This is a genomic window from Cellulomonas sp. P4_D11, from assembly GCF_056401915.1.
In genome coordinates this window covers 23,285-39,764 of sequence record NZ_JBFUIK010000032.1, presented here as the reverse complement: position 1 = coordinate 39,764, position 16,480 = coordinate 23,285, and the positions used below count along the sequence as shown (strand labels likewise).

The 16,480-nt window shown below is 73.1% G+C and carries 13 protein-coding genes and 1 pseudogene; 7 read left to right on the top strand and 7 right to left on the bottom strand.

Annotated elements, in window-relative coordinates:
* Nucleotides 1-1,213: pseudogene (locus AC1DT4_RS16635) on the bottom strand (hypothetical protein); the annotation flags it as partial.
* 219 nt (nt 1,214-1,432) lie between these two features.
* Here AC1DT4_RS16635 and AC1DT4_RS16630 point away from each other — a divergent pair.
* Together AC1DT4_RS16630 and AC1DT4_RS16625 are read left to right on the top strand one after the other, a co-directional pair.
* On the top strand, nt 1,433-3,649 hold the full coding sequence (locus tag AC1DT4_RS16630) for a coiled-coil domain-containing protein (protein ID WP_477090899.1): 2,217 nt from the start codon (nt 1,433-1,435) through the stop codon (nt 3,647-3,649).
* A 22-nt stretch (nt 3,650-3,671) separates the two neighbouring features.
* Complete coding sequence (locus tag AC1DT4_RS16625; RefSeq protein WP_477090898.1) at nt 3,672-4,103, top strand: hypothetical protein; 432 nt, start codon at nt 3,672-3,674, stop codon at nt 4,101-4,103.
* Nucleotides 4,104-4,105: 2 nt separating this feature from the next.
* Here AC1DT4_RS16625 and AC1DT4_RS16620 read toward each other — a convergent pair whose 3' ends face one another.
* The 6 genes from AC1DT4_RS16620 to yicI all read right to left on the bottom strand — a co-directional run bounded on the left by AC1DT4_RS16620 (nt 4,106) and on the right by yicI (nt 10,942).
* Nucleotides 4,106-4,885, bottom strand: coding sequence for an alpha/beta fold hydrolase (locus AC1DT4_RS16620; RefSeq protein ID WP_477090897.1), 780 nt, complete (start codon nt 4,883-4,885; stop codon nt 4,106-4,108).
* Nucleotides 4,882-5,646 carry an alpha/beta hydrolase gene (locus tag AC1DT4_RS16615; RefSeq protein WP_477090896.1) on the bottom strand — a complete coding sequence of 255 codons (765 nt, stop codon included), beginning with the start codon at nt 5,644-5,646 and terminating at the stop codon, nt 4,882-4,884. The genes AC1DT4_RS16620 and AC1DT4_RS16615 overlap by 4 nt, the downstream gene beginning before the upstream one ends.
* Nucleotides 5,643-6,485: an HAD family hydrolase gene (locus AC1DT4_RS16610; protein WP_477090895.1), complete on the bottom strand. Its 843-nt coding sequence runs from the start codon at nt 6,483-6,485 to the stop codon at nt 5,643-5,645. Before AC1DT4_RS16610 ends, AC1DT4_RS16615 begins: the two co-directional genes overlap by 4 nt.
* Nucleotides 6,482-6,781: a hypothetical protein gene (locus AC1DT4_RS16605; RefSeq protein WP_477090894.1), complete on the bottom strand. Its 300-nt coding sequence runs from the start codon at nt 6,779-6,781 to the stop codon at nt 6,482-6,484. Before AC1DT4_RS16605 ends, AC1DT4_RS16610 begins: the two co-directional genes overlap by 4 nt.
* Before the next feature lie 244 nt (nt 6,782-7,025).
* A complete protein-coding gene (locus AC1DT4_RS16600; protein ID WP_477090893.1) occupies nt 7,026-8,468 on the bottom strand; it encodes a GH1 family beta-glucosidase in 1,443 nt (480 codons plus the stop codon).
* A 200-nt stretch (nt 8,469-8,668) separates the two neighbouring features.
* Entirely contained in the window at nt 8,669-10,942 is a 2,274-nt protein-coding gene (gene yicI, locus AC1DT4_RS16595; protein ID WP_477090892.1) for an alpha-xylosidase, read from the bottom strand.
* A gap of 193 nt (nt 10,943-11,135) precedes the next feature.
* Here yicI and AC1DT4_RS16590 point away from each other — a divergent pair, with 193 nt between their 5' ends.
* The 5 genes from AC1DT4_RS16590 to AC1DT4_RS16570 all read left to right on the top strand — a co-directional run bounded on the left by AC1DT4_RS16590 (nt 11,136) and on the right by AC1DT4_RS16570 (nt 16,478).
* On the top strand, nt 11,136-12,137 hold the full coding sequence (locus tag AC1DT4_RS16590) for a LacI family DNA-binding transcriptional regulator (protein WP_477090891.1): 1,002 nt from the start codon (nt 11,136-11,138) through the stop codon (nt 12,135-12,137).
* 194 nt (nt 12,138-12,331) lie between these two features.
* Nucleotides 12,332-13,642 (top strand): ABC transporter substrate-binding protein, encoded by a 1,311-nt coding sequence (locus tag AC1DT4_RS16585; protein ID WP_477090890.1) that lies wholly within the window; start codon nt 12,332-12,334, stop codon nt 13,640-13,642.
* 66 nt (nt 13,643-13,708) lie between these two features.
* Nucleotides 13,709-14,668 (top strand): carbohydrate ABC transporter permease, encoded by a 960-nt coding sequence (locus AC1DT4_RS16580; RefSeq protein WP_477090889.1) that lies wholly within the window; start codon nt 13,709-13,711, stop codon nt 14,666-14,668.
* On the top strand, nt 14,668-15,540 hold the full coding sequence (locus tag AC1DT4_RS16575; RefSeq protein ID WP_477090888.1) for a carbohydrate ABC transporter permease: 873 nt from the start codon (nt 14,668-14,670) through the stop codon (nt 15,538-15,540). Before AC1DT4_RS16580 ends, AC1DT4_RS16575 begins: the two co-directional genes overlap by 1 nt.
* Nucleotides 15,537-16,478, top strand: a complete 942-nt coding sequence (locus tag AC1DT4_RS16570; RefSeq protein ID WP_477090887.1) for an aldo/keto reductase — start codon at nt 15,537-15,539, stop codon at nt 16,476-16,478. The genes AC1DT4_RS16575 and AC1DT4_RS16570 overlap by 4 nt, the downstream gene beginning before the upstream one ends.
* Nucleotides 16,479-16,480 lie beyond the last annotated feature (2 nt).

Sequence of the window (16,480 nt, the reverse complement as noted above, 5' to 3'; positions counted from 1 at the left end):
TCGCGGCGACGGTCGGGGCGCCGGGCGCCGACCGGGCGGACGCGGCCGACCCGGTCGCGGACGGCGCGTGCGGGTTGGCGGGCGCAGAGCTCCGAGGACCTGCCGGGGCCGTCGATGCCGACGGGGACCAGCCCAGGGTGGGGACGGCGCCGACGGCGGCGGCGGTCGCGCTGGATCCGGTCTGTCCGGCGGGTGTCGGGGGGACGACGGGCACCTGGCCGGTCGGCGTGCGCAGCGCGCGACGGCTCGTCGGCGCCGCGACGGCAGCGGTCGACGCTGCGGCCGCCGTCGCCGTCTCGTCGCCAGACCCCTCCGGACGCTGGTCCGCCGTCGCCGGCACGGGGACCTTCGGGACGGAGCCCGTCCTCGGGCGCGACGCGCGAGCCTGGGCGGCCTCGCGCAGCTGGCGGCGGGTGAGGACGGGGATGTCGTCGACGTCGCCGACCGCGACGGAACCGGCGGCCACCGCGGGGATCGCGCCGGTGTTCACGGGGTGCCAGACGGGCTCGTCCAGACCGGCCCGGCGACGGCGCACGTCGCGCAGGAGCAGCCAGCCCGCGAGGAGCACCAGCAGGACGCCGACGACCACGCACGGCCACAGCCACGGTGTCGTCACGACCCTCGGCCACGCGAGCGACAGGGTGGGGGCCGACTCGCCGGTGCTGACCGCGATCAGGCTCCAGCGTCCCTCCTGCGCGGGCCACTCGAGCTCGGCCGTGCCTGTGCCGCTGACCTCGGCGACCCAGAGGTCGGAGCCGGTCGGGTCGGCGGCCGTCGGCGCGGCATCGGCTGYGGCCGCAGAGGACTCGGTCGGTGCGGGCGCCGCTGGGTCCGCCGGGGGCACGGCGGCGGCGTCGGTCGGGGTCGGCGTCGGCGTCGGGGCGGGTGCCGCGACGTCGTCGACAGCCAGCGTGTGCCAGCCCGACAGACCGGTGACGGTGCCGTGCGCGTCCGTCCCCACCCAGCCGGCGACGTCGGTGTCCCGGCCGACCGCGAGCACGACGTTTCCCTCGTCAGGGACGCTCACCTTCACGGTGACGGGGTCTCCGCCGAGCTCGAGGACGCCCGGCTCCGTCACGAGCGTGTGGGGTCCACCCGACGTCGTCGCGACGAGGACGTCGTCGGCCCGCCACACCGTCGCGGACGCGATGCCGAGACCGATGACGACCAGTCCGACGACGCCGACGGCGGCGATGATCAGTCGCTTGAGCACGCAGGATCCTCCAGGGGACGAGAAGCCCCAGGATAGGCAGAGCCCCACCTCACGGCCGAACCGGGATCGAGTGGACGGATCGGCTCCGGTGTGCGTGGAGGGCCAAGCGGCCGTCCGCAGCGCCGTGAACACGCGTATCCTGACCGGCGGGCTCCGGAAGTCGACGAGCGCCTCGACCGAGGCAGCTCCGCGGAGCCACCGTGCCCAGGAGGACTGCTCGTGCCCGACGCCCGGACCCCTTTCCCCGTCGTCAACTTCCGCGGATACGAACGCGAAGCCGTCGACGCCCGCATCGCCGGGCTGGAGAAGGCCCTCGCCGACGCCCGCTCCCAGGTCGAGTCCCTCGACGGCCGCGCCATGCAGGTCGCCGGCGAGCTGTCCGAGGCCCACCGCCAGCTCCGCGAGGCCGAGCGGCCCACCTACTCCGGCCTGGGCTCCCGCATCGAGCAGCTGCTGCGGTCGGCCGAGGAGCAGTCGTCCGACGTCGTGACGCAGGCGAACGCCCAGGCGGCCGACGCCCTCGCCCGCGCCAAGCTCGCGTCCGGCCAGCTGCGTGCGCGCGCCGAGAACGAGGTCGCCGAGGTCGTCGCCACCGCTCGCCGCGAGGCCGACGAGGTCAAGACGACGGCGGCCGCCGAGGCCGAGAGCACGCTCCTGGCCGCCCAGCGCCGCGCGGAGGAGCTCGTCGGGTCCGCGGAGCGCGAGGCCGCACGGATCCAGAGCGCGATCACGACCGAAGAGTCGGAGCGCCGCAGCTCGCTCGAGCGCGAGCTGGGCACGCTGCGCGCGAGCGTCGAGCACGAGGCCACCCAGCTGCGCATCGCGACCGAGCGGACCGCGAGCGAGCTCCGGTCGCGCGCCGAGGTCGAGACGGCCGCCCAGCGCGAGGAGGCCGAGCGCTACGCGCAGGACCTGCGCCAGGGCGCCGACGCCGACACCACCGAGCTGCGCCAGCGCGTCGAGGCCGAGCTGGCCGCGGCCCGCGTCGAGGTCGACCGGTACGTCGCGCAGCAGCGCAGCGACGCCGCAGCCGAGGTGGGCGCCGCCCGCCAACAGGCCGCCGAGGAGGTCACGTCGCTGCGCGTGCAGACCCAGGAGTACGCCGACGGCGTGCGGGCGGCGGCGGAGCGGGATGCCGCCGCGTTGCAGCAGCGCGTCGCGGCCGAGGTCGCGGCCCTGCGGGTCGAGGCCGAGCAGTACGCGGCGTTCGTCCGCGCGCAGGCCGAGCGGGAGACCGGCGAGCTGCGCTCGAAGACGTCCGACGAGCTGGCAGCCCAGCGGGCCGAGGCCGAGCAGACCGTCGTCGCCCTGCGCGGCGACGCCGACCGGTACGCCGCCGACCTGCGGGCGCAGGCCGAGCGGGAGACCGGCGAGCTGCGCGAGCGGACGGCGACCGAGACCTCGCACCTGCGGGACGTCACGACGCGCGAGGCTGCGGAGCTGCAGGAGGTCACGGCGCGCGAGACCGGCGAGCTGCGGGCAGCCGCCGAGCGCGAGACCGCGGAGCTGCGCGAGCGCACCCGCCTCGAGACCGAGCGTGCCCTCACCGACGCCCGACGGGCGGCCGCCGAGCTCACCGCATCCGCCAAGACGCACGCCGACGAGATGGTGCGCTCCGCGGAGCAGCAGCTGGCCGACGCCGAGCTCAGCATCGCGTCGCGTCGCGAGGCCGCCGAGCGTGAGGACGCCGAGCGCCACGAGCGCGCCCGGTCCGAGACGGAGCACCTCGTGCGCGACGCCGAGGCGCACGCCGCCGAGGCCGAGCAGCGCGTGGCCAAGGCGCTCGCGCAGGCCGACAAGGTCCGGACCGACGCGGAGCAGCACGCCAAGGAGCTCATCTCCAACGCGCGCAAGAACGCCGACCGCGTCGTCGCCGAGGCCCGCGAGCACGCCGAGAAGCAGATCTCCGACGCCATGATCGAGTCGGAGCGCGAGCGCACGTCCGCCACGCGGCAGGTCGAGGACCTCAACCGCCAGCGCGAGTCGATCACCTCGTACCTCGACGAGCTGCGCAACCTGCTCGGGCACAACCCCGACCGCGCGACGCTCGAGCGGGCGACGCGCGCCGAGGCGGCGTTCGAGAAGGAGCAGAAGTCGGCTCCGGCGGCGGGCAAGGCGCCGGCCAAGGGCGGCGACGCCGCTGCTCCCGGGAAGCCCGCCCGCCCCGCGTCGCGGCCCACGAAGTCGCGTCCGGCGCCCGTGTCGGCCGCCGTCCCGGTCGTCGCCGAGGCGTCCGCGCCGGACGAGTCGTCGCCGGCCTCCGACGAGCCGGCTGCCGAGGTCCGCGACGACGAGAAGGCGGACGTCGTCGAGACGACCGACGCCACGGTGGAGACGGCGGTGGAGAAGGTCGACGTCAAGGACGAGCCCGCCGCTGCCGATGCCCAGGACGAGCAGCCCGCCGAGAAGGACGACGCAGCCGCGCCGACCCGCTGACGGGCACGTCGGAAGGGCCATCGTGACTGATCAGACGTCGTCGGACGCGACCGCCCGCTGGCGCGAGGAGCGCCGTGCGGCTGCGGCCGCGCACGGTGAGCTGCTCGCCGAGCGGCAACGCGCCGAGTCCGCCCGGGCGCAGGAGCTGATCGACGCCTTCCTGGTCCGGGTGGCCCGGTTCGGGCCGCAGCCGGTCGAGCTCTCGGCGCGCAGCTACGACGGCCGGGCCCGCTACCGGACGCCGCTGACCGGGTGGTACCTGCGGCGGGACGAGACCGTCGCGATCGACACGGCCGGCAAGTTCTACGTGCTCACGACGCCGTCGAGCCTCGCGGCGCGCTTCCGCGGCGTGACCCCCGAGCCGTCCGCTCCCCCGCTGGTGATCGGCGCGGGCGGCAAGGACGGCGAGTCGCTGGACATGTCCGAGGCGCTGGCGCGGGTGCTCGGCCGGTAGCGCTACGCGGAGTCGACGGCCTGGGCCAGCTCGGCCAGGGCGGCGGCGACCGCGCCGGGCTGCTCGACGGCCGACAGGTGGCCGGCGTGCGGGATCACGACGAGGCGGGCGTCCGCGGCGGTCGCGACCAGGTGCTCAGCCGCCTCGACGGGCGTGACCGTGTCCTCGTCGCCGACGACGACCACGACGGGCCCGCGGTACGCACCGAGCACGTCCGAGCGGTCGGGGCGTGCCGCCATCGCCCGCTGCGACCAGGCGATGCCCGCGGGCGGCTGCTGGTCGATCCAGGCGGCGACCTCGTCGGCGAGCCCGGGCCGGGCGGCTCGGGTGGTCTCGCCCAGGAGCGACGACGACATGGGTCGGACCGCGTCGACCGAGCGGGTGGCCTCCACCTCGGCCGCGATGCGGAGCCGGTTGGCGCGCGCCTCGGGAGCATCGGCGGTGGACTTCGTGTCGACCAGCGCAAGCCCGGCGACCAGGTCGGGGTGCCGCTCGAGCAGTGCGAGGGCGACGTAGCCGCCCATCGACAGGCCCACGACGACCGCGCGGTCGATGCCGGCGCCGCGCAGGGTCGTCGCGACGTCGTCGGCAGACGCCTCGAGGGCCGGCTCCGGCAACGCGTCCGCGTGGCCGGGCGTGCCCGGGAGGTCGACGGCGTGCACGGCCCGCCCCTCCGGGATCGCCGCGGCCGCGTGGTCCCACATCCGGTGGTCGAGGGGGAACCCGTGCAGGAGCACGACGGGGACGCCCTCGCCGCCCTCGCGGTACGTGTGCAGGCTCATGCGTCGCCCTCCGCGGTCGTGCTCGGGCCGGCCCAGTGGGTGGGCAGCGGGACCGGGTGGCCGGGGAGCACGTGGGCGACGATCTCGTCGAGGACGCGGCGCACCGCCGTCTCCCCCACCCAGAGGTGCTTGGCGCCGTCGACGCCGATGACCTCCGCCTGCGGGACGCGCGCGAACCGGCGTCGCGCCTCGTCCGGGCGCAGGTAGTCGTCGAGCTCCGGGACCAGGACCACCAGGGGCTTGCCGAACTCCGCCCACGCGTCGAGGTCCGCGTCCGTGGCCCGGTGCAGCGGCGGGGACAGGAGGATCGCACCCTCGATCGACGGGTCGCGGCCGTGCATGAGCACCAGCTCCGTGCCGAACGACCAGCCGACGAGCCAGCGCTTCGGCAGGTCGTGGAACTCGGCGAACTCGATCGCGGCATGCACGTCGAACCGCTCCGCGACGCCGCCGTCGAACGCGCCGCCGCTGGTGCCGCGCGGGCTGGCCGTGCCGCGCGTGTTGAACCGCAGCACGGCGAGGTCGGCGAGGGCCGGGAGCCGCCACGCGGCCTTGCGGTAGACGTGCGAGTCCATGTAGCCGCCGTGCGTCGGCAGCGGGTGCAGCGTGACGAGCGTGGCGACCGGAGGCCGGTCCACGGGCCGCGCCAGCTCGCCGACGAGCGTCAGACCGTCCGCGGTGTGCAGCTCGACGTCCTGGCGGACCGCCGGCAGGACGGTGAGCGAGCGGATGAGACCGGGGTCGGTCGTGTTCGTGGTCATCGGGTCGAGCCTAGGCCGCGCGCCGCGAGGGCACCGGCAAGGTCCAGGACGTCGGCCACGCCGTCGTCGGCGTTGGAGGCGCACCGCCGGGTCGCGGCGGCGAGGACCGACGGGTGCGCATTGGCCATCGCGAACGACGTGCCCGCCCAGCCGAGCATCGACAGATCGTTCGGGGCGTCGCCGACCGCCCAGACGTCGGCGGGGTCGATGCCGCGCGCCGCGGACCAGTCGGCGAGCGTCGCGGCCTTGGTGATCCCCGGCCCGGAGATCTCCCCCAGTCCGACGGCGCCGGAGTCGGCCACGACCGCGAGGTCGCCGACGACGGCCGCCAGGTCGGTGGCGAACGCGTCGGTGGTGGGCCGCGTGCTGCGCACCAGCAGCTTGTACGTCGACGGTCCGAGCACGTCCTCGATCCGGTCGGCCGTCGGGCTCCCGGGCGGCACGGGGTGCGTGGAGCGGAACCGGGTCTCGTGCGCGAAGCCGTCGCCGCTCTCCGCCGCGAGGTGCACCGCGGCCGGGCCGCCCCAGGCCGCGCGGACCCGGTCGGCGATGGTGCCGACAACCTCCGGCGGCATGCCGTGCTCCGCGAGCACCCGTCCCGTGCCCACCTCGAGCACCGCCGCGCCGTTCGCGCAGATGGCGACGCCGTGCCCGGCGACGTGCACCGCGAGGTCGCGCAGCCAGCGCGGCGGCCGCGCCGTCACGAACACGACCTCGATCCCGGCGTCCGCGGCCCGGACCAGTGCCTGCGCCGTGCGCTCGGACAGCGACCCGTCGGGACGCAGGAGGGTGCCGTCGAGGTCGGTCGCCAGGAGCCGCGGCGCGGGTGCCTCCGTCATCGGCGGGTCGGTCCGCGCCGGCCGCGGGCCTGCCAGCACGACGTGTGCCAGTGCCGGCGGTCGTCGAGCGCCTCGCCGAACAGACCGTCGGTGCGCCAGGCGACGACGTGGGCCGTGCCGGCCGTGACCAGCTGGTCGCAGCCCGGGCAGCGGAACTCGCGGTCGGAGCCGCGGACCTGTTGGACGACCCACTCGCCGTCCGGCGCGGTCTCCGAGCGTCGGCCGCCGGTGGCCCGGTCGACGTCGAGCTCGATGTGCTCGGCGCCGTACGGCCGCTTCGTCGATCGTCGTCCCACGTTCCCATCCTCCCCCACGGGCGCGGGACGTCCGCACTCGTGGGGGCCCTGGGCCCACCCAGTGCGGACGTTGCCGGGGTGGGGACAGCAACGTCCGCACTCGTGGGGGTCGGAACCCGACCGAGTGCGGACGTTGCGCGTGGTGAGTGAGTGGCGGGGCGGGCGTCCACGGGAGTGAGTGGAGACGGCGACGGCCGGGCTCCCGGGTGGGGGCTCGGCCGTCGGGACCGGCGGAGGGTGGCCGTCAGAGGGCGGCGGACTCCGGGGTCGGGATCGTGCTCGTGCGCAGGAGCTCGCGGTACCAGAGGCCTGAGTCCTTGACCGTGCGCTCGAGGGTGTCGTAGTCGACGCGGACCACGCCGAAGCGACGGTCGTAGCCGTAGGACCACTCGAAGTTGTCCATCAGCGACCAGACGAAGTAGCCGCGCACGTCGGCGCCGCGCTCGATGGCCTCGCCGACGGCGTCGATGTGGTCGTGCAGGTAGGCGACGCGGTCGGCGTCGTGCACCCGGCCGTCCGCGCTGACCTCGTCGTAGAAGGCCGCGCCGTTCTCCGTGATGGCCATCGGGATGCCCGGGTAGCGGTCGTGGACCTCGAGGAGCAGGTCGACGAGGCCCTGGGGCTCGATGTTCCAGCCCATCGCGGTGTGCGGGCCGGGCTGCGGGAGGAACTCGACGTTCGTCGCGCCGACCCAGGGGCTGTTCTCCGACGAGCGGTGCCCGTCCGGACCGGGGGTGCCGTCGCCGCCGGCGGGCGTGCCCTGCTGCACGCGCCCGGTCGAGTAGTAGTTGATGCCCAGCAGCGCGAGCGGGACCCGGATGAGGTCGAGGTCGCCGTCGAGGACGAACGACCAGTCGGTGATGTGCTCGGTGTCGGCGGCGACCTCCTTCGGGTACTCGCCGTCGAGCATGGGTCGCAGGAACACCTCGTTGGCGATGGTGTCGATCCGGCGCTTGGCCTCGACGTCCTCGGGGGACTCGGACGCGGCGCGCGTGACGTGCAGGTTGAGGGTCACCGAGATCGGGGTGTCCTCGCCGAGCACGTCCTTGATCGCGCGGCCGGCCAGCCCGTGGGCGAGGTTGAGGTGGTGGACCGCCGCGAGCGCCTTGGCGTCGTCGGTCACGCCCGGGGCGTGCACGCCGGAGGCGTAGCCCAGGAACGCCGAGCACCACGGCTCGTTCAGGGTGGTCCAGAGGTGGATGCGATCGCCCAGCACCTCGGCGAGCTTGCGCGCGTACACCTCGAAGTTGAGGGCCGTCTGGCGGTTGGCCCAGCCGCCCTTGTCCTCGAGCGGCTGCGGGAGGTCCCAGTGGTACAGGGTGGCAACGGGCTTGATGCCGGCGGCGATGAGGCGGTCCGCGAGGTCGACGTAGAAGTCGAGGCCGGCCTGGTTGAACTCGCCGGAACCGGTCGGCTGCACGCGGGGCCAGGCGATGGAGAACCGGTACGCCTGCAGTCCCAGGTCCTGCATGATCGCGACGTCCTCGGCCACCCGGTGGTAGTGGTCCGCCGCGACGTCACCCGTGTCGCCGTCGAGCACCTTGCCCGGTGTCCGAGAGAACGTGTCCCAGATCGACGGCCCGCGACCGTCCTCGTCGAAGGCGCCCTCGATCTGGTACGACGCGGTGGCCGAGCCCCAGAGGAAGTCGGCGGGGAACTGGCGGCCAGAGGGGCGCGAGGTCGTCATGTGCGGGTCCTTCGGGTCGAACGGACTGGTACGGGCGGGCGGCTGCAGGTCTGGCGCAGCCGGTCTGCGTGGGCTGGTCGGCGGGCCACGAGCGGCGTCCGTGCCGCGCTGGCGCGCCCTTCACCCCGATTGTCGAAACGATACGATACACGTCGTGGGAACGCTCCCGCCACCCCCGCTGCCCGGGGATGACGGGAGCCCTACAACGCGAGCTCGAGCGCGGCCTGCCCCGCCGTCGCGCTCGCGGCGGGTCCGTCGAGACCGACCTGTACGTTCCACGGGCCCGTCGCTCCGCGCGCCGTGACCCGCACGGTGTCTCCGTCGCGCTCGACGACGAACGTCGTCGGGTCCCCGTCCGACGCGGGCACGGTGACGACCGACCGGTGACCGTCGGCGAGCTCGAAGAGCCGCAGCGTCACGCCGTCCGCCCAGTCGTAGTCGGGCCGGTCCGTGCGCGCGCCGACCGGCAGGACCGCGCCGGGTCGCACGTAGACGGGCAGCGACGAGAAGCCGTGCCGCTCGCGCACCCAGCGGGGGCCCGTGACCTGCTCGCCCGTGAGCAGCGAGGTCCAGGTCCCCTCGGGCACGTACACGTCGACCTCCCCGTCCGCGGAGAACACCGGAGCGACGAGCACGTCCTCGCCGAGCATGTACTGGGTGTCGACGGTGGCGGCGCCGGGGTCGTCGGGGAACTCGAGCACCATCGGTCGCATGACCGGGAGGCCCTGCTCGTGCGCGTCGGCGCCGAGCCGGCCCAGGTAGGGCATCAGCGCGAGCTTGAGCTCGGTGAACGTCCGCGTGACGTCGACCGACTCCTCGTCGAACGCCCACGGGACGCGGTAGGAGTCCGAGCCGTGCAGGCGGCTGTGCGACGACAGCAGCCCGAACGGGAGCCAGCGCTTGAACACCGCGGCGTCCGGGGCGCCCTCGAAGCCGCCGATGTCGTGGCTCCAGTAGCCGAAGCCCGACGACGACAGCGAGAGCCCACCGCGCAGCGACTCCGCCATCGAGACGAAGGTCGACTCGCAGTCACCGCCCCAGTGCACGGGGAACTGCTGGCCGCCGGCCGTGGCCGACCGCGCGAACAGCACGGCCTCGCCCGCGCCGCGCTCGGCCTCGAGCAGGTCGAACACCGCGCGGTTGTACTGGTGCGTGTAGTGGTTGTGCATCCGCTCGGGGTCCGAGCCGTCGTGCCACACCACGTCCGTGGGGATCCGCTCGCCGAAGTCGGTCTTGAACGCGTCGACACCCTGGCCGAGCAGGCGGCGCAGGTGTCCCTGGTACCACGCGACCGCGTCCGGGTTGGTGAAGTCGACGAGGGCCATCCCCGCCTGCCACTGGTCCGTCTGCCACACGGAGCCGTCGGCGCGCCTCACCAGGAAGCCGCCCGCGCGACCCTCCTCGAACAGGCTCGAGCGCTGCGCGATGTACGGGTTGATCCAGACGCAGACCTTGAGGCCCTTGGAGTGCAGCCGCGCGAGCAGGCCCTCGGGGTCCGGGAACGTCGCCGGGTCCCACGTGAAGTCGGTCCAGTGGAACGCGCGCATCCAGAAGCAGTCGAAGTGGAAGACGCTCAGCGGGAGACCGCGCTCGGCCATGCCGTCGACGAACGACATCACGGTCGCCTCGTCGTACTGCGTGGTGAACGACGTCGACAGCCACAGGCCGTACGACCACGCCGGGACCTTCGCCGGGCGGCCGGTCAGGGCGGTGTAGCGGCGCAGGACGTCCTTGGGCGTGGGCCCGTGGATCACGTAGTACTGCAGCGACTCCCCCGGGACCGAGAACTGGGTGCGCGAGACCGCCTCCGAGCCGACCTCGAACGAGACGCGGCCGGGGTGGTCGACGAACACGCCGTAGCCGGCGTCGGACAGGTAGAACGGGACGTTCTTGTACGCCTGCTCGCTCGCGGTGCCGCCGTCCTCGTTCCAGATGTCGACCGACTGGCCGTTCTTCACGAACGCGCCGAACCGCTCGCCCAGGCCGTAGACGTGCTCGCGCACGCCGAGCGCCAGCTGCTCGTGGACGTAGCTGTCGCCGCTCGCGTCCGTCGCGATGCCGACCGAGCGGGCTCCCGACGAGGTGAGCACCCGCCCCGCCGCCTCGAACTCGACGTTCCACTCCCCGTCCGTCGACACGCGCGCCGTGAGGTCGCCGGACCGGAACGTCGCCACGCCGTCGGCGTCCGCGCCCGTGACCTTGACGTCCGCGCTGGTCTCGGCGACGTCGAACCACGGCCCACGGTCCACGCCGCCGCTGTGGTGCTCGACCCGCACCCGGACGACGTCGGGCATCGGGCTCGTGAACGTCACCGAGACCATCGGCCGGTTCAGGGTGTCCCCGCGCCGGGCGATCGCCTTGGTCGCTGCGTGCACGGTGAGCACCTGCTCGCCGACCTGGACGTCGACCACGGATCTCGGGTGCAGCACCGTGACGCCCGGGAGCGTCTGCCAGTAGCCGTCGGTGAACTTCATCGTCGTCCTCTCGAGCCTGCGCCGCGTGTGGACCGCAGTGTCGCAGGCGCTCGCCGCATCGTCGAAGCGCTTCGGTGGCTGAGCGTACGGCATGACTGTGGAAATGCGCACCCACCTTCGGCGAACGCGTAATCGAAGCGCATCGATTGACCTCGTCGAACCACGCGGGACTCCCTGCCGCTACCCTGACGCCATGGCGACAATCGGCGACGTGGCTCGCGCGGCAGGGGTCTCGGTCTCCACGGTCAGCTACGTGCTGAGCGGCAAGCGGCCGATCTCGCAGCCGACCCGCGAGCGCGTCGAGCGGGCGATCCGTGAGCTGTCGTTCCACCCGCACGCCGGCGCGAGGGCGCTGGCGTCGAGCCGGAGCAACGTGATCGCGCTGATGGTGCCGTTCCGTCCCGGGATCAACGTGGCGATCATCATGGAGTTCGTGGCCGGGGTGCTGACCACGGCACGCCAGTTCGACCACGACGTCCTGCTGCTCACGCAGGAGGACGTCGGCGGCATCGACCGCGTGGCGGCGACGTCGCTCGCCGACGCCCTGATCGTCATGGACATCGAGTCCGAGGACCCTCGGCTGCCGTACCTGCGGGCCCTGACGCGCCCGGCCGTGCTCATCGGAGTGCCGGCGGACACGAGCGGACTCTCGTGCGTCGACCTCGACTTCGCGGCGGCGGGCAGGCTCGCCGCGCACCAGCTCACCGTGCACGGCCATCGTCGGCTCGCCCTGATCGGCGCCTCGCGCGACAGGTTCGAGCACCGGGCCAACTACGCGGTCCGCATGCGGGACGGCGTGGTCGAGCAGGCGACGACCGACTCGGCGTCCGTCGTCGTGGTGCCGTGCGAGCCGAGCTACGGCGGCGGCGTCGCCGCCGTGGACGAGCTGCTGGCCGCGCATCCCGAGACGACGGGCCTGGTGGTCCACAACGAGGCCGCGCTGGCCGGGGTGGTCGAGGCCCTCGATCGGCACGGGCGGGGGACGGACGAGTCGATGTCGATCGTGGCGATCAACGCGGCGCACATCGCCGAGTCGATCGAGCGCCCCCTCGACGCGATCACCGTGCCGGGGCACGACATCGGTCGGATCGCCGTCGAGATGGTGATGGCCCGGCTCGAGGGCAGCGGCGTCGCCGAGACCCGGCTGGTCGCGCCGACGCTCGAGGAGCGCGGGAGCGTCGTCGCGGCGGTCTGACGCAGCCCGGATATCGTCGAAGCGTTTCGAAATCGTCGGACGAATCCATCGGCCTGCCGGGTTTCTCGTCGCCCTTTTCGTCTTGACATCCGGAGAGCGTGCCGTCAAGACTTACGGCCGTGGGCGCATCGAAGCGCTTCGCCTAGCAGCGGAGCGCACGCCCGGGAACCCGAACACGTCGAAGGAGATGTGACATGCGTTCGAGACTGCTGACGGCGGTCGGACTGGTCGCCGCAACGAGCCTCGCCCTGGTCGGCTGCTCGAGCGGCTCCGGCGACGACACCGGGTCGGAGGGGTCCGCCGGCGGACCGGTGACCCTCGAGTACTGGGCCTGGGGCACCGCGCAGGACCCGCTGGTCGACGCCTGGAACAAGGCGCACCCGGACATCCAGGTGAAGCACACGGACGCCGGCGGCGGGACGGACTCGTCGGCCAAGCTGCTCACGGCCACGCGCGCCGGCAACGCCCCCGACCTGTCGGTGGTCGAGTACCAGACACTCCCCGCCATGATCGTCGGCGACGTTGCTGCCGACATCACGAAGTACGTGGGCGACGACGTCAAGAAGTCCTTCACCGACTCCACCTGGGGCCTGACGACGTTCAACGACGCGATCTACGGCGTCCCGCAGGACGTCGGCCCCATGGCGTTCATCTACAACCAGGCCCGTCTCGACGCGCTCGGCGTCAAGGTGCCCACCACGTGGGCGGAGTTCAAGACCGCGGCCGAGGCGGTGCACACGGCCGACCCGAGCACGTACCTGGCCACCTTCAACACCACGGAGTTCGGCTTCTTCGCCGGCATGGCGCAGCAGGCGGGTGCCAAGTGGTGGTCGGTCGACGGCGACTCGTGGACCGTCGGGATCGACGACAAGGCCTCGCAGGAGGTCGCCGACTACTGGCAGGACCTCATCGACAACGACCTCGTCAAGGTCGAGGACCTGCTCACGCCGCAGTGGAACCAGGAGGTCAACGCCGGGCAGGTCCTGTCCTGGCCGTCGGCCCTCTGGGCGCCCGGCGTGATCTACGGCGTCGCACCGGACATGGCCGGCCAGTGGGCCATGGCCCCGCTCCCCCAGTGGACGCCGGGCGACAGCGCGGTGGCCTACCAGGGCGGCTCGGCGGTCGTCGTGACGACGTCGTCGAAGCACCCCAAGGAGGCCGCCGAGTTCGCCGCCTGGATCAACTCGAGCGACGAGGGAGCCGGCATCCAGCTCGACACCGGCCAGTACCCGGCCTCGACCCTGGGCCAGACGAAGGCCGAGACGTCCGCGCCGCCCGTCCTGATGCCGCAGCAGACGGACTTCTGGAAGCTCGCGTCCACCATCGCGTCGGACACGATCCCCTCGATCACCTGGGGTCCGAACGTCAACGTGGCGTCGAGCGCGTTCCAGGACGCGATGGCCAAGGCCGTGGAGAACGGCACGCCCCTGCGTGACGCGTTGACCGCCACCCAGAAGGTGGTCGTCGACGACATGAAGACGACCGGGTTCACCGTCAACGAGTGAGGCAACCGACCCCGACGCCCCGGCACGCCCCGGGGCGTCGGGGTCGGCCTCGCGCTGGAGAGTGACATGACCATCCCCACCACGCTCACGCCGCCGGTCACCGAGACCGTGACGGCACCGTCGGCGAACCGGACCCGGCGCCGGACCATCGCCCCCTACGTCTTCCTCGCCCCCGCGGTCGTGCTGTTCGTGGCCTTCCTGCTGGTCCCGATGCTGTACTCCGTCTGGCTGAGCTTCCGCGGGCTGCGCCTGGTCGGCGGCGGCGCGTTCGGCAAGCGGACCGAGGTGTTCGTCGGGCTGCACAACTACGTCGCGGCGTTGACCGACCCCGACTTCCTGGCCGGCTTCGGACGGCTCGCGATCTACGGCGCCATCGCCATCCCGCTGACCCTGGGACTCGCGCTGCTGTTCGCGCTCCTGCTCGACTCGACGGTCACCCGCGCGAAGCGCTTCTCGCGGACCGCGATCTTCATCCCGTACGCGGTCCCCGGAGTGGTCGCCTCGCTGATGTGGGGCTTCATGTACCTCCCCGCCACCAGCCCGTTCAGCTACATCACCCGGGCGCTCGGCTGGGGTTCGATCCCGTTCCTCGAGAACCCCGAGATCTTCGGCTCCGTCGCGAACATCGCGATCTGGGGCGGCGTGGGCTTCAACATGATCATCATCTACACCTCGCTGCGAGGGATCCCCTCGGAGATCTACGACGCCGCCCGGATCGACGGTGCCGACGAGCGGCAGATCGCGTGGCGGGTCAAGATCCCCCTGGTGTCGCCCGCGCTCATCCTGACCGGCCTCTTCTCGCTGATCGGCACCCTGCAGGTCTACGGCGAGCCCACCACCCTGCGCCCGATGACGAGCGCCATCACCCAGACATGGGTCCCCCTCATGACGATCTACCGTGACGCATTCACCCGCGACGACCTGCCGCTCGCGGCCGCGTCGTCGGTGATCCTCGCCGTCCTGACCGTGCTGCTCTCCGTCCTGCTGCTGCGCGTGACGCAGAAGCGCGCCTTCGGGGAGGACTGATGGCGACGATCACCGCCGTGCGTCCGCTGCAGACGCGGACGTCGTTCCTGACGAAGGCCGTGCCGACCGGCGTGATCGTGCTGGGCGCGGTCTATTGCCTGATCCCGGTCCTGTGGGTCATCACGGCCTCGACCAAGTCGAAGTCGCAGCTGTTCACCACCTTCACGTTCGCTCCCGGCAACGGGCTCGTCGACAACCTGCGGGACCTGTTCGCCTACGGCGACGGGCAGTACGTGACCTGGGCGCTGAACAGCCTCCTCTACGCGGGCGTCGGCGCCATCCTGTCCATGCTCGTCTCGACGATGGCCGGCTACGGGCTCGCGAAATACCAGTTCCGCGGTCGGAACGCGATCTTCTTCGCGATCCTGGCCGGCGTGCTCATCCCGGGGATCACGCTCGCGATCCCGCAGTACCTGCTGATGTCGAAGATCGGGATGGCGGGCTCGTACCTCTCGGTGCTGGTGCCCGCGATCATCTCCCCGTTCGGCATCTACCTGTCGCGCGTCTTCGCCGCCGCGTCGGTGCCGATGGAGACGATGGAGGCGGCGCGGCTGGACGGCGCGAGCGAGGCCCGCATCTTCACCTCGATCGGGCTGCCCATGATGCTGCCGGGCATGGTGACGGTGTTCATGCTGCAGTTCGTCGGCATCTGGAACAACTTCCTGCTGCCGTTCATCATGCTCTCCGACCAGAGCAAGTACCCGATCACCGTGGGCCTGTACACGCTCCTCTCGAAGGGGTCCGGGGAACCGGCGCTGTACAGCATCGCGATCGTCGGCGCGGCCCTGTCGATCATCCCGCTGGTCGCGCTGCTGCTGTTCCTCCAGCGCTTCTGGCGGCTCGACCTGCTGAGCGGGGGCCTCAAGGGATGAGCCTGGCACCCGACCCCGGCCGGGGGGTCCAGCTGGGCGGCGTGCCGGTGAGCGTGCTCACCGTCGGTGCGTCCGCGCTGGGCCGCGAGTCGCTCGCGGACGACATGGCCGACGCGACGATCGAGGCCGCCCTGACGGGCCCGCTGGCCCTGCTGGACACGAGCAACAACTACGGCCTGAGCGAGCGACGGATCGGTCGGGTGCTGCGCCGGCTGGCAGGGGTGCCGGCCGGGCACGCGGTCGCCACAAAGGTGGACCCGCTGCCCGGCTCGGCCGACTTCTCCGCCGACCGCGTGCGCCGCAGCGTCGACGAGAGCTGTGAGCGGCTCGGCCTCGACCACCTCCCGCTGGTCCACCTGCACGACCCCGAGCGCACGACGTTCGAGGAGGCGATGGCGCCCGGCGGGGCCGTCGACGCGCTGCTGCGGCTCCGCGACGAGGGCGTGATCGGGCTGGTCGGGGTCGCCGGCGGCCCGTCGGCGATGATGGAGCGGTACGTCCGCACCGGGGTCTTCGACGCCGCGATCACCCACAACCGGCTGACCCTGCTGGACCGGTCCTCGGACGGCGTGCTCGACGCCTGCGCCGAGCTCGGCGTCGCCGCGTTCAACGCCGCGCCGTTCGGCGGGGGCATCCTCGCGGGCCGCCGCGCCGAACCGCCGCTGTACGCGTACCGGCCGGCCACCGCGGAGCACCTCGCGTCGCTCGAGCGGATCGCCGCGGCGTGCGCCCGCCACGGCGTCGACGTCCCGGCCGCCGCACTGCAGCTCAGCACGCGCGACCCGCGCATCACCTCGACGATCGTGGGCGCGAGCCGGCCCGCGCAGATCGAGCAGGCGCTCGCGTGGGCGCGGCAGGACATCCCCGACGAGCTGTGGGACGAGCTGCGGGCGTATTTGCCCCGCCGCGACGTGTGGCTCGGGCCCGACGGCCGCTGACG